A 13,327-nucleotide genomic window follows, 5' to 3' on the forward strand; every position below is an offset into this window, starting at 1 on the left:
GCCCACTCAGTGCACATGCGGGCCGCCTGCCGAGCCCCGCTCGAGTCCGGCTCTCTTGCCTCCCACGCCTCGGCACCGTACGCTCACACGCCATACCGACCAGCTGGTATGTCACCTGGCGACCTCAGCTCGCGCCGACGGGCGATCCGCCCAGCGTGCCCGCCGCCAGTCCCAAGCGATCGTCCGAGGAGCCGCCGAAGATGAGCCGAACCAACCGCCAGGTGCGCTTGGCCGCGCGTCCCGTGGGAGAGCCGCGGCCCACCGACTGGGAGCACGTCGAGGAGCCGGTCGGACAACCCGGCGACGGGGAGTTCCTCGTCCAGGTGCTCTGTCTGTCGATCGACCCGGCGATGCGCGGCTGGATGAACGCCGGCCGTTCCTACATCCGCCCGGTCGAGATCGGTGAGGTCATGCGCGCCGGCGCGGTGGGACGTGTGATCGCCTCACGGCACCCCGGCTTCCCGGCCGGCGACCATGTGACGGGGTCCTTCGGCGTGCAGGAGTACTGCGTGTCGGACGGGCAGGGCGTGACCAGGGTCGATCCGGCGGCGGCCCCCTTGCCGACCTATCTCGGCGCGCTCGGCATGTCGGGCCTGACGGCCTACTTCGGCCTGATCGACATCGGGCGTCCCGAGCCGGGCCAGACGGTCGTCGTCTCCGGTGCGGCGGGAGCGGTCGGCAGCGTCGTCGGTCAGATCGCCAAGATCATGGGCTGCCGGGTCATCGGCATCGCCGGCGGCGAGGCCAAGTGCCGGCTGGTGGTCGACGAGTTCGGCTTCGACGCCGCGATCGACTACCAGAGCGAGGACCTCCGCAAGGCGCTGCGCGAGCACGCCCCCGACGGCGTCGACGTGTACTTCGACAACGTCGGCGGCGACGTCCTGGACGCCGTACTGCTGCGCCTGGCGCGCGGTGCCCGCGTCATCGTCTGCGGTGCGATCTCCCAGTACAACAGCACCAAGCCGCAGGGCCCCGCCAACTACCTGTCGCTGCTGGTCAACCGGGCCACCATGACGGGCATGGTGGTCTTCGACTACGCCGACCGCTACGCCGAGGGCATCGCGCGGATGGCCGCGTGGCGGGAGGAGGGCCGGCTGAAGTCGCTGGAGGACGTGGTGTCCGGTGGGGTGGCCGCGTTCCCCGACACCCTGATGCGCCTTTTCCGTGGCGAGAACCACGGCAAGCTCGTGCTGAAGATCGCGGACTGACCGGGCAGAGGGAGAGAGCGATCCGATGAAGGCACTGACCTACCACGGCCGTCACGACATCCGCTACGAGGATGTCCCCGACCCGGCCGTCACCAGCCCCACCGACGCGGTCGTCCAGGTGACCACGGCCGGCATCTGCGGCAGCGACCTGCATATCTACCACGGCAACCCGTTCAGCCCGGAACTGGGCTACACACCGGGACACGAGTGCGTCGGCGTGGTCGTCGACACCGGCGACCAGGTCACCCGGTTCAAGCCCGGCGACCGGGTCCTGGTGCCCGCCTCGGCCGGCTGCACCCGGTGCCAGGCCTGCGCGGCCGGGTTCACCGCCCGGTGCGAGCGCGCCAAGTCCAGTACGGAGCTCTGCTACGGCGTGAGCCCACAGCTCCCCGGCAGCCAGGCCCAGGCCCTGGCGGTGCCGTATGCCGACATCAACCTGGTGCACCTGCCCGAGGGCATCTCCGACGAGGCCGCCATCGTCCTGACGGACAACGCCCCGACGGCCTGGTACGGCTGCCGCCGCGCCCGTGTCCAGCCCGGCGAGACCGTACTGGTCATCGGCCTCGGCCCCGTCGGCCTCATGGCCGCCCAGTCCGCCTTCGCGATGGGCGCCGCACGCGTGCTCGGGGCGGACCTGGTCGCGGAGCGCCGCGCCTTCGCCGCCGGCCTGGGGGTCGAGCCGGTCGAGGGCGAGGACACGAAGGCCGTCATACGGGAGATGACCGGCGGACGCGGACCGGACGCGGTGGTGGAGGCCGTGGGCGCGGACGCCACCATCGAGCTGGCCCTCAAGGCCGTACGGCAGGCCGGCCGGGTCAGCGTGATCGGGGTCAGCCAGAACAAGGCGTTCCCCTTCCACATGGGACTGGCGCAGATCAAGGAACTCGAGTTCGCCATCGGGCTCTGCTCGATCCACTACGAACTCCCCGCCCTGATCGCCCTTGCCCAGGCCGGCAGGATCAAGCCCGAGGTCGTGGTCTCCCACCGCTTCCCCCTCTCCCAGGGCCCCGCGGCGTACGAACTGTTCGCCGGCCGCTCCGACGGGGTTCGCAAGATCCTCCTCGACCCCACCGGCTGACCCGCGCTGGGAACAGACCTGAAGGCCGGGCTGACCTGAAGACGGGACGGACCTGAAGACGGGGCGGCGCTGGTGGGCCGTCAGGCAGGAAAGGCCTGGGGTATCCACCCAGTTGCCGCCCCTTGACCCGAGCCAGCCGCAGGTGGCCGAGTTGGCCATGCCTGTGCGCGTCGGTGGGTGGCGTGGGAGGCCTGCGCCCGGGCGGAGGCGAGCAGCGCACTCTCGGCGTGCGGGGGTTCGGCGACGTGCCGGACCCACCCTGCGGCACCGCCTCCATTCGGTCATTCCCCTACCCGTCGGTAGACACCGACCTCTCTGAATGGAACGCTCGCTCCAGAGCAGGGTGATGCACGCCGGTCGTTCCATCCCTACGGCCTCCCTGCGCCCGCTCCCGGGTCCGCCTGGCGGCCCGGAGCGACCTGGCACCACTGCGCCGGCCGCCCACCCCGCACGAGCCGCGCACCCGACGAGGCGCGCGCCCGCACGAGGCGCGCAGCCCCGAACCGCCGGCAAGTCCTCGTACCGGTCGAGTCCTCGTACGTCCCGCTTCCTCGCCGAGAGGAGTACATCGCATGAGGGTCGGAATCACCCCGGCGGCACTGGCCGCCGTCGCCATCACCGTCGCCACGGGGATGCACCTCCCCGTCACTGCGGCATCCGCCGCCACGCCCGCGTCCGCCGGGCCTACGGAATTCACCGTGGACACCACGTCCGACGCGGTGGACGCCGACGCGTCTGACGGCCGGTGCCTCACCGCGTCCGGCGCGTGCACCCTCCGTGCCGCGGTGATGGCCGCCAACTCGCGGCCCGGCAGCACCATCACGCTGCCCGCCGGCCACTATCGGCTGACGATCCCACCCGACCCCCGGTTGATCGTCGGCGACAACCCCGACCCCACGACCGGCGACTTGAACGTCGACGCGCCCACCACGATCAGGGGATCCGGCGCGCGAACCACCGTCATTGACGCCAACCTCCTGGACCGCGTCTTCCGCCTGCGGGCCGACACCCGCATATCGGACACGACGATCACCGGGGGACGGGCCAGGCAACGCGAACTGCCCATCGCCGACACCGGAGGCGGCGGCATCGCCAACGGACGGCATCTGACACTGCGTCGGGTCGCCGTGACCGGGAACTCCGCCGGCTACGGCGGCGGCATCTTCAACGTCCCGGACTCCCATCTGGATCTCGTCGACAGCACGGTCAGCGGGAACGCCGCGGGAGAGGCCGGCGGCATCAGGTTCGACGCCGGCGGGACCGTGACGAACTCGACGATCGCCGACAACCGGGTGACGGACCCCGGCGACCGCCCCGGCAGCCTGGGCGGCTACGGCGGAGGCATCGACATCCGCGGCACGGAAACGGTGCAGATCCTCAACTCGACCATCACGGGAAACAGTTCCAGCCACGGCGGGGGCGGAATCAACATCGCCCCGGCCTACCTCGACAGTCTGCCCGAGCCCATCCCCGACATCATCGATCTGCCCCTGGGACGCATGACCCTGCGCAACTCCGTCGTCGCGGGCAACACCGTCGACGGCGCTGCCGCCGACTGCGAGAAGGCCTTCGCCACCATCACGTCGCTGGGCCACAACATCGACGCCGACGGAAGTTGTCACCTCACCGCCGCAGGCGATCTGCCCAGCCGTGACCCCCTGGTCGGCCCGCTCACGGACAACGGTGGTCCCACGGACACCGCGGCGCTGCTCCCGGGCAGCCTCGCCGTGGACGCCGCCGCCGACTGCCCCGCCACCGACCAGCGCGGCATCGCCCGCCCCCAGGGCACCGCCTGCGATATCGGCGCCTACGAGCGCATGCCATGACCGCGCGTCCCGACCCCCGCACCGGCATCAAAACCGATGAGGATGCGATGAGATGAGTTCTCCGAGACTGCGCCACACCCTTGCCCGCGTCATGGCCATCGCCGCAGCCCTGCTGCTGTCCCTCACCACTCCCCCGCCCACGGCCCGCGCCGACGCCGACCCCGGCCACGACTCGCTGGTCGTGCGCACCGATCGCGGCTGGGTGCGCGGGGCGGTCGGCCGCGACGGCGGGCGGGTCTTCCAGGGGGTGCCGTTCGCCGCCGCGCCGACCGGTGCGCTGCGCTGGCGTGCGCCGCGGCCCGCCGCACGCTGGCACGGCGTCCGGGACGCCACCGCACCGGCCCGCCCCTGTCCCCAAATGCCGTTGACCCTGCTCCCCGACGGCGGTCCCGTCCTGCCCGGCGAGTCCAACCTCACCGGCAGCACCACGGAGGACTGCCTGTACCTCAATGTGTGGACCCCGGCCCGCACCACCGGCCGCCCCCTCCCGGTGCTGGTCTGGCTGCACGGCGGAGGCAACGCCTACGGCGCGGGCAGCGACTACGACGGCTCGGCGCTCGCCGCGCAGGGCCTGGTCGTGGTGACCGTCAACTACCGCCTCGGCGCACTGGGGTTCCTCGCCCACCCCGCCCTGTCGGCGGAGAGCGCGGACAACGCCTCCGGCGACTACGGTCTGATGGACCAGCAGGCCGCGCTTCGCTGGGTGCGGCACAACATCGGCGCCTTCGGAGGCGACCGGAACCGGGTGACGCTCGGCGGCCAGTCGGCCGGATCAGTGGACACCTGCGCCCACATCGCCTCGCCGACCGCGAAGGGGCTCTTCCACCGGGCGATCCAGCAGAGCGGAAGCTGCATCTCACCCGGCGCTCTCGCACCCCTCACGCTCGACGCGGCGGAGCGCAAGGGGAACGGCTTCGCGGCCTCCGTGGGCTGCCCCGACCCGACCACGGCGGCGGCCTGTCTGCGCGCCGTGCCGGTCACCGAGCTCATCCGCGCCGCCGGGACCGGGACGGCGTCCCTGTGGGGCCCGAACACCGGCCCGCGCGTCCTGCCGCACCCTCCGGACGCGGCGTGGGCGCAGGGACGGGTGAACGCGGTCCCGACGCTGAGCGGCAACACCCATGACGAATACCGCTACTTCACCGCGCTGTACGTGGACCTGCTCGGCGGCGGCCCACTGACCCCCGCCTCGTACGCCGCGCTGATCAGGCTCCAGCACGGCGACCGTGCGGCGGCGGTCCTCGACACGTACCCGGCGTCGGCCCATCCCTCACCGAACCTGGCCTACTCCGCCGTCGTCACCGACCAGCGGTTCGCCTGCCCGGCGCGGGCCGACAGCCGGCTGTACGGCACTCGGACGCTCGTCTACGCCTACGAGTTCGCGGACCCCCAGGCACCACCGTTCATCCCGGCGCCCCACACACCACAGGGCGCTTTCCACGCCTCCGAACTGGCCTATCTCTTCCCCATGAACACGGTGCGGCCCCTGACACCGGCCCAGCGCCGGCTGTCCGCGACGATGACCGCCTACTGGGCCCGGTTCGCCGCGACCGGCGATCCCAACGGGCCCGGAACACCCTCCTGGCCGCGCTACACGCCCAACGAGGACCGCATCCAGGTACTGGCGCCCGACCGGGTCGGCCCCACCGGCGGGTTCGCGGCCGATCACCACTGCGCGTTCTGGGAGCTCTCTCCCGCTTCCCGGAGGATCGTGCGCTGATCGTGCGGTGACGTGGATGTGGGCCGGCCTGGCCCGGGGCTGACGCCGCCGGATCCGTCGCTTCGGTGCGCACTTGATCAACGCCTACGCGGCGACAAGAGCCTCGCCCTCTCTACGGTTGCGCCTCCGGACGGTTCGTGAGGCCGCGCGACGGGGCGCCCCCGCCCGGGGCGTCCCGCACGGCGACGCCGTGGTGAGCCGCCAGTGCCAGCAAGGCAACACGCAACGGCCCGGTCTCCAGGACGGCACCCGCATCGAACCAGCGGGCCACGGCCGTACCGCTCGCCATCCTCAGTGTGAAGCGGGCCAACTCGTCCGCCACCTCGGGACGATCACCCAGTCCGAAGACGCCGCTCAGCGCGTCCCGGGCCCAGACCACCAGCGCATCCCGGTAGCGCCGCACCTCGGCCACGGCCGCAGCGCTGGCGTCCTGCTGCACCATGCCCAGCCCCAACAGCAGCCGCACACCGGGCTGGTGACGCTGGAAGGCGTCCCCGACCTCGGTGAGGAAGGCCTCCAGGCGCCCGTTGACGCCGGTGCCCGGCATCTCGGCCACGGGCAGGGCCGCCAGCAGTGTGGTCCTGGCCCGCTCCAGCACGGCGACGTAGATCCCGTCCTTGCTTCCGAAGTGCCAGTAGAGGGAGCTGACCGGCAGGCCGCACGCGGCGGAGATCATCGAGATGGACGTGGCGGCATAGCCGTAACGCGCCATCAGTTCGCCGGCGGTGTCGAGAATCGCGTCCCGGGACCGGGCGCCGCGGCCCTGGGCCGGTGCCTGCGTCATACGGCCGACTCTAGAGGAAGCACAGGCCGCTGTGCCCTCCGGACGATCGGCCCGCACGCCGGTTCCGGGAAAGTCCGTAAGCCTCGGAACGCCTGTGTGGTGCAGCGACTTCCGGTATGGGTATCTCCATCGGATCCGGGAGTGCCGGGTCGGGCGGATGCGACGGGGGCGGATGAAGTGGCGAGAGAGGCATGGAGCGGCAGCGCCGGGATCGAGGCTGCCGACGCGGTGTTCGAGTTGATGAGACGGCTCATCGACAACTTCCGGGACAACCCGCCGGTGACGCCGCTGGTGGTCCTGCAGGCCGCCGAGGAGGACCCGACCGGCACCCTCGACCGGCGGGCCGCACAGGTCGTGGAGTTCGTCCGCCAGGGCCATCAGCCGCGGGGGCTGATCGCCAAACGGCTGGACGGCGGGGGCGGCGTGGACGCGTACTCCTCCGCTATCGACATGGTGCGCCAACTGTGCGAGCACCCCTGGGACAACCAGAACCAGTCCCAGTACAAGCCTTTCGCCTTTCCCCGCTCGCGGCTGCTGAGGGCCATCGAGCAGGCCGCGCCGGAGGTCGGCGGGGAGGTGAGCACGGTGTGGTCCGCCGCCCAGCGCCGCGAACGGCTGATGCGACGGCTGGCCGAGCTGCGCTGGCGGCCGGGGCGCGATCCGGACGAGGCCGACGAGGACAGGCGTGTCTCGGCGCTGACCGACACCGTCGGTGCCGTGGTGAACCCTTCCGGTTTCGTGGGGGCGATGTTCATCGCCTGCCTGAGCGTGCTGCTGGGCGAGGGCGGATGGCAGACCGCTGTGTGGGGCGGCGCGCTCGCGCTGGCCGCGTTCGGCGTGGTGCACCTGCTGGCGCGCAGTGCTCCGCCGTTGCTGTGGCTGCGCCGGGCCAGCCGGTGGTTCGCGACCACCACGTTCCTGGCACCGTCGAGCGACCGGCCGGAGGCGGCCGAGTGGTCCCGGTGGCGGCCGACGAAGTCCTGGGAGACCATCCGGGGCCGGGCCTTCGCCGTGGCTCAGCAGGTCGTCGCCGCCGAGACAGGTGACCTGACGGCACGTCAGTTCCACTTGGAGCTGAGGGTGCTGGCGTTGCTGGAGGATCTGCGCGACAACTTCCGGCCGAGGACGCTGGATCTGCGCCGCCGCAAGCGCACGGTTCCGCCCGTGGTGTACCTGCCGTGCGCCACCGAGGACGACGGCGGCCTGCTGTTGCTGCGGGCGATCAGCAACGTGCGCAGCCGCCGCAGCGAAGTGGACCCACTGCTGGGGCTGGCCGCGATCCCGGCGGCCGAGCGGTTGCGGCCGCCGGGCTTCGAGGGGCCCGGGCTGCCGGTCGCACCGCGTCCCGACGGGTCCGCGGAGGACGACGGGGAGCGCGCCTTCGGAGCGGACGCCAGGTATCAGGAGTGGGTGACCGGCCTCAACGTCGGCCAGTCCCCCGGGCGGTCGGCCGCGCTGCCGTGGATCCTGCGGATACCGCTGTCCGCGGACGAGTTGCGCCGCCGGCACTCCGCGCAGCACTCCACCACCAGGATCCGCCGTACGGCTGCCTGGCTGCTGTGGTCCAGGCCCTGCCTGTCGGTGGTGCTGGCCATCGCCCTGTGCCTCGGCTTCCTGGGCAACCGGTGGATGGCCCAGCGCTACTGCGAGGGCCGGCTGATCGGCTCCAACACGGACTCCGTTCTGGTGGGCGGCGAGTGCGTGGGGGTCGCGACCGGGGACGTACGGCTGGCCGCGGGCAACGGGCTGGAACTCTACGGTGCCGGCAAGGGCATCACCTTCGACGCCGTCGAGCAGGCGATCAGGGCCGAGAACGCGAGGATCGGCCCGAAGGACAAGTACGTGACGATCGTCTACGCCGGCCCGATCACCGCGGCGGACGAGTCCGACACCCGTAAGGGACTCGAGGAGCTCACGGGTGTCTACCTCTACCAGCACTACGCCAATGTCAGCACCCACCAGCCGACCAAGATAAGGGTCCTGCTCGCCAACAGCGGCGAGAACATGCTCCAGGTGCTGCCCATGGCCCGGCACATAGCGGAGCTGGCCCGGCGCGACCGGTCGGTCGTCGGTGTCGTTGGCCTTGGGCGCGACACCACGGAGAGCGATGACGCCGTGGAGATCCTCAAGGGCGCGGGCCTGCCCGTGGTGAGCACCACCAACTCCGGGAGCCATCTGGCACGACAGTTGTCGAACTGGTTCGGGCTGGCCGCCACCGACGAGGAGGAGGCGAACGCGCTGCTCGTCGTCGCCAGGCAACTCGCCCGGCGCGAGGACGGCTCCCGGGCCGTGGTCCTGGCCCGCAAGGTCGGCAGCGAGAAGGACTTCTACACGACCGAACAGGCCAGGGTGGGCAAGCAGATGCTGGACCAGGCCGGCTTCGGCCTGCTCCCCTCCCGGTCGTACCGACTGAGTCCCAACGGCGAACCGGAACTCACCGACCCGGTGGAGGCGATCTGCGCCAGTCGCCCCGTGCCCAGGGCCCTGTACTTCGCGGGCCGGGTGGAGGACGTACCCAACCTGATGTCCCAACTCGGCTCGACGCCCGGCTGCTCCGGCCGGAACATCACCGTGTTCACCGGCGACGACCTGGCCAAGAGCAACTACGACGAGGGCGAGAGCCTGCGCATCCCGCCGGAGGTCACCCTCTACCACTTCGCGCTGGCACCGATGGACCTCGTCGGCGCGACCGGCTTCTACCAGGACGCGCACCGTGTGCTCGGCGACCTGCTCCCCGCGGGCGCGACGGCGACCCCGCTCCCCGACCCTGCCCGGCCCTGGGACGACGCGCTGTTCTCCAGCGGCCAGGCGGTACTGGCCTACAGCGCCACCGCCGTGCTGTACCGGGCCTCGAAGAACGGCGACGCCCCGCAGACCGCCCCGGAGACCTGGGCCGACCTGCGCTGGCGCCCCAACCCGAACCTGCCGGTCGGCACGGTCAGCTTCGCCGGCAGCCAGCCCTACGCCGACCAGCGGGGGCACGGCTACAAGATCGTCCGGGTGACCTACCGGGACCACAAGGTCCGATCGGAAACGGTGTGCGGCCGGCCGGCCGGCAGCGACCAACCGCTCTCCGCGCCGCCGGGCCGCAAGGGGGCCGACCCGGACACGGTGTGCAGCGAGGAGTGATCCCGTGGTTCGGGGGTGGGGCGCGGCGGTCCCCAAGTGTCAGGGCATCGACCGAGGACCACCCCCCTCGTGGCCGCCGCTCGGGTGTTGTCAGACGCGTACGACGATCTTGCCGGTGTGCGCGTTCGAGTCCATCAGGCGATGGGCTTCCCGGATGGCCTCCAGGCCGTCGAAGACCTCTGCCACGACCGGCTTCAGGGTGCCGTCGGAGAGGCCGGAGCCGATGTAGTGGGCGGCGCGGCGGCGGCCGTCCGCCGAGCCGGTGAGCACGAAGTTGTTGTAACCCAGCACGGTCAGCGGCCACTGCATGGGCAGCAGGACGGGTTCCTCGTTCAGCCAGCCGTAGCAGATCAGCGTGCCGTCCTCCACGGCCGCGTCCCCCAGGGCCGCGAACCAGGCACCGCCGATGGCGTCCAGGACCATCTCGGCGCCGCGACCACCGGTCAGCCGCTTCGTCTCCTTGATCACGTCCTCGCTGTCGGAGACGATCACATGCTCCGCGCCCAGGTCGAGCAGCCGCTGCCGCTTGGCCTCGGTGCGCGTGGTGACGACCGGCACGGCACCGGCCCGGCGGGCCACCTGGATCGCGGCGGTGCCGACGCCGCTGGACCCACCGGTGATCAGCACATGGTCGCCCGCCTTCATCCCCGCCCGCTCGACGAGGGCGCCGTAGGCCGTCGAGTACGTCACCCAGACCGCGGCCGCGGTCACCGCGTCCACCCCCGTGGGGCGCGGGACCAGGGCGGTCTCGGGCATGAGGACCAGGTCGCCGTAGACACCGTGCGCGCTCAGCTCGTGATTGGCGGCCGTCAGGACGAGGTCGCCCGGCGCGAAGGCGGTCACTCCCGGGCCGACCTCCGCCACCTGGCCGGCGGCCTCGTAGCCGTTGCGGGAGCCCGGCAGGGTCGGCTGGTAGAAGTAGCCGCCCGAGCGGAAGAGCGCCTCGGCGCGGTTGAGGGCGAGCGCCTCCACACGGACGAGGACCTCGCCGGGGCCGGGGGCGGGCAGCTCGGTCTCCTCGACGGTCAGGACGTCGGGACCGCCGATTTCATGAAAAAGCACGGTACGTGCGGTAGTTGACATGCGGTCAACGCTAGGCAGCGGCCCGTGAGACGAGCCATGCCTCACTGTCTCGGTTTCCTGTCCGATCGTCTTCCGCGCAGTACGGCGCCGTACGCGGCGGTTAGCGTTGCGGGCATGGACGTGCTCAGTGACGCGGTCGCCGCGATACGCACCGGCCGGCCGCACTCCGGACTGCGGGAGAACTACGCGCCCTGGGGGGTGCGGTTCGAGGCCGCGGGCGGCGCCGGGTTCCATGTGGTGCTGCGGGGCTCGGCCTGGCTGATGCCCGCGCACGGTGAGCCGGTCGCACTGGCGCCGGGGGACGTGGCGTTCCTCGCGCACGGGCGCGGCCACGCGATCGCCGGCTCCCCCGACGCGCCGCTGGAGGACGTGCAGCTGGACGGTGCGGGCCGCTGGCCCGAGCTTCCCACCCCGCGAAGGGATTCGACGCCCGACACCGTGATGCTGTGCGGCGCCTATCTGCTGGACCGCACCCGTGCGCACCCCTTGCTGACGGAACTGCCCGAGGTGGTCCACCTGCCCGCCCGCGTCGGAGCGTACGGCTCCCTGCGCACGGCGGTCGAGCTGCTCGGCGCCGAACTCGCCGAACCGCAGCCCGGCTCGGACACCATCGTCGCCAACCTCCTGGACACCCTGCTGCTCTACATCCTGCGCGCCTGGTGGCAGCGAGAGGGCCAGGAGAACCCCGAGCACCCCACCGGCTGGGCCGCCGCCCTCGCCGACCCCGGCATCGCGGCGGCCCTGCGCGCCATCCACGAGAACCCCGCCCACCCCTGGACGGTCGGCGAACTCGGTCTCCGGGCTGGCCTGTCACGCGCCGCCTTCGCCCGCCGCTTCACCTCCCTGGTGGGTCAGCCCCCGCTGACGTACCTCACCTGGTGGCGCATGACCACGGCCGGCCGCCTGCTCCGCGAGGACGACACACCGCTCCGACTCGTCGCCCAGCGCACGGGCTACACCTCGGAGTTCGCCTTCGCCAAGGCCTTCAAGCGCGAGTTCGGCGTGGCGCCGGGGCAGTACCGGCGCAGGGCGTCGTGAGCCGGGCGGTCCATCGCCCCAGGATTCCAGGTCAGCAGCAGCGCAGGTCAGGCCCAGGCGCCAACCGGCGCGAACGAACTGTCCTGTCGGAACAGATCCGTCCCGTCCGACCGTTCCACCCGGAGCTGGTAGCCGTAGTGCCGCAGGTAGTAGCCGGGGTAGTTGTACGACTCGAAGCGGATAGAGCCGCTCGTCGTGCCGGTGCGGGCGATGAACGTGGCGTCCTTGGCGAACGTCGATGTCCCGTCGTTGGTGTCGAAGCGGGCCCGGAAGTCCCAGTGGCGCAGATACCGGCCGGACGTGTCGCGGAAGGAGTAGCCGTTCGCGTCGGCGAGGCCGGCCACCACGGTGAACGTCGAGGCCTGCTTCTCGGCGGTCGTGCTGGAGCTGCTCACCACCGGGAGATTGAGCAGGGAGGACTGCGACTGCCAGTAGCGGGTGGAGTAGTTGGCCGACTGGAAGGAACGGGTGACGTTCCTGGCCAGGGTCGGGCCGCCCGAGACCGTTTCCTTGATCACCGTGAAGTGGCGGGCCGTTCCCGACACGGCGGGCAGGGCGGCCGGGGCGGACCAGGTGGCAAAGGTGTCGTAGCTGTCGCTGTAGTAGTAGGTGCCGTCGCCGTAGCCGTCGAAGAAGAGGCGCCAGCCGCCGTTGTCGAGCTGCACCAGCGCCGGGCCCTCGCGGTAGCTGCCCCAGCCCGCCCAGTTGCCCGTGCGGGAGATCGTGTAGGGGCCGGTGAGGCCGGCCGCCGTCGCGTACTCGATGTACTTCGTCGTCTCGTTCTTCGTGAAGGCGTGGTAGGTCGAGCCGATCTTCACGATGAAGGTGTCGATGTGGTTCGCGCCGATGCCGGACAGCGCCACCGGTGAACTCCACGCTGTCAGAGCGGAGTTCGTGGCCTTGAGGAGATACGGGGTGAAGATCCACTCGTCGTTGGCCGTCGAGCAGGACACGATGATGTTGACGCTGCCGTCACTGTCCACGAACCACTCCGGCGCCCAGGCCCGGGAGAGGTTCGTGATCGGGACCGGGTAGTCGTACAGGAAGGTCCAGTTGACCCGGTCGGTGCTGCGGGCGAAGCCGATGGTGGTGCTGGTGTCCTGCCAGGTGTGGGTCGTGTAGGTGATGTAGTAGTAGCCGTTGGTGTGCCTGAAGATGCTCGCGTCGCGGATGCGGTTGCTCGGCGGCGTGTAGGCGGAGGCCCGGGCCAGGCGGAAGTCGGTGGCGTCGTCCGACTGGTAGACGTTCACGGTCCCGTCGTTGCTGTTCAGGAACGGCACGATGGTGTAGCGGGTGGCCGAGCCGCTCGGCGGCGCGGCCGCCAGGGCCGTGCCGAGCAGGCCGGGTGCCTCGCCCAGGATCAGCGCCGAGGCGGGCACGGCGGCCATCGCGCGCAGCAGGGCGCGGCGGGACGGGGTGTGGGGGCGTCGGATCACGTGCGGCTCTCCCTACGGCTCAAGG

General features: G+C 71.6%; 9 protein-coding genes. 6 read left to right on the top strand and 3 right to left on the bottom strand.

Annotation, left to right across the window (positions count from 1 at the left end; translation table 11 throughout):
* The first annotated feature begins 200 nt into the window (after positions 1 to 200).
* From IF78_RS0117470 to IF78_RS0117485, 4 genes are all read left to right on the top strand, one after another.
* Positions 201 to 1,208 (top strand): NADP-dependent oxidoreductase, encoded by a 1,008-nt coding sequence (locus IF78_RS0117470; RefSeq protein ID WP_031482359.1) that lies wholly within the window; start codon positions 201 to 203, stop codon positions 1,206 to 1,208.
* Between the two features lie 25 nt (positions 1,209 to 1,233).
* Positions 1,234 to 2,286, top strand: coding sequence for an alcohol dehydrogenase catalytic domain-containing protein (locus IF78_RS0117475; RefSeq protein WP_031482361.1), 1,053 nt, complete (start codon positions 1,234 to 1,236; stop codon positions 2,284 to 2,286).
* A 572-nt stretch (positions 2,287 to 2,858) separates the two neighbouring features.
* Positions 2,859 to 4,112, top strand: a complete 1,254-nt coding sequence (locus IF78_RS0117480; protein ID WP_031482364.1) for a choice-of-anchor Q domain-containing protein — start codon at positions 2,859 to 2,861, stop codon at positions 4,110 to 4,112.
* Positions 4,113 to 4,164: 52 nt separating this feature from the next.
* Positions 4,165 to 5,832, top strand: coding sequence for a carboxylesterase/lipase family protein (locus IF78_RS0117485; RefSeq protein WP_031482366.1), 1,668 nt, complete (start codon positions 4,165 to 4,167; stop codon positions 5,830 to 5,832).
* A gap of 112 nt (positions 5,833 to 5,944) precedes the next feature.
* Here the strand turns inward: IF78_RS0117485 and IF78_RS0117490 are convergent, their stop codons facing one another.
* Entirely contained in the window at positions 5,945 to 6,616 is a 672-nt protein-coding gene (locus IF78_RS0117490) for a TetR/AcrR family transcriptional regulator (protein ID WP_031482368.1), read from the bottom strand.
* A 177-nt stretch (positions 6,617 to 6,793) separates the two neighbouring features.
* Between IF78_RS0117490 and IF78_RS0117495 the strand changes: the two genes are divergently transcribed.
* Complete coding sequence (locus IF78_RS0117495) at positions 6,794 to 9,745, top strand: type 1 periplasmic-binding domain-containing protein (protein ID WP_031482370.1); 2,952 nt, start codon at positions 6,794 to 6,796, stop codon at positions 9,743 to 9,745.
* Between the two features lie 90 nt (positions 9,746 to 9,835).
* Here the strand turns inward: IF78_RS0117495 and IF78_RS0117500 are convergent, their stop codons facing one another.
* Positions 9,836 to 10,828, bottom strand: a complete 993-nt coding sequence (locus IF78_RS0117500; RefSeq protein WP_031482374.1) for a zinc-dependent alcohol dehydrogenase family protein — start codon at positions 10,826 to 10,828, stop codon at positions 9,836 to 9,838.
* 114 nt (positions 10,829 to 10,942) lie between these two features.
* Between IF78_RS0117500 and IF78_RS0117505 the strand changes: the two genes are divergently transcribed.
* The gene (locus IF78_RS0117505) at positions 10,943 to 11,866 is read left to right on the top strand and encodes an AraC family transcriptional regulator (RefSeq protein WP_031482376.1); all 924 of its coding nucleotides are present in this window, start codon (positions 10,943 to 10,945) and stop codon (positions 11,864 to 11,866) included.
* Between the two features lie 47 nt (positions 11,867 to 11,913).
* Here IF78_RS0117505 and IF78_RS0117510 read toward each other — a convergent pair whose 3' ends face one another.
* Positions 11,914 to 13,302, bottom strand: a complete 1,389-nt coding sequence (locus tag IF78_RS0117510) for a glycoside hydrolase family 43 protein (RefSeq protein WP_031482378.1) — start codon at positions 13,300 to 13,302, stop codon at positions 11,914 to 11,916.
* Positions 13,303 to 13,327: the final 25 nt, after the last annotated feature.

It is taken from the genome of Streptomyces bicolor (assembly GCF_000719285.1).
Classification (GTDB): Bacteria; Actinomycetota; Actinomycetes; order Streptomycetales; family Streptomycetaceae; genus Streptomyces; species Streptomyces bicolor.

What these genes read in the sequence shown, in the direction of transcription:
- IF78_RS0117475 (WP_031482361.1), top strand. Translation starts at nt 1,234, where the DNA reads ATGAAGGCACTGACCTACCACGGCCGTCACGACATCCGCTACGAGGAT.
- IF78_RS0117505 (WP_031482376.1), top strand. Translation starts at nt 10,943, where the DNA reads ATGGACGTGCTCAGTGACGCGGTCGCCGCGATACGCACCGGCCGGCCG.
- IF78_RS0117490 (WP_031482368.1), bottom strand. Translation starts at nt 6,616, where the DNA reads ATGACGCAGGCACCGGCCCAGGGCCGCGGCGCCCGGTCCCGGGACGCG.
- IF78_RS0117480 (WP_031482364.1), top strand. Translation starts at nt 2,859, where the DNA reads ATGAGGGTCGGAATCACCCCGGCGGCACTGGCCGCCGTCGCCATCACC.
- IF78_RS0117500 (WP_031482374.1), bottom strand. Translation starts at nt 10,828, where the DNA reads ATGTCAACTACCGCACGTACCGTGCTTTTTCATGAAATCGGCGGTCCC.
- IF78_RS0117485 (WP_031482366.1), top strand. Translation starts at nt 4,165, where the DNA reads ATGAGTTCTCCGAGACTGCGCCACACCCTTGCCCGCGTCATGGCCATC.
- IF78_RS0117470 (WP_031482359.1), top strand. Translation starts at nt 201, where the DNA reads ATGAGCCGAACCAACCGCCAGGTGCGCTTGGCCGCGCGTCCCGTGGGA.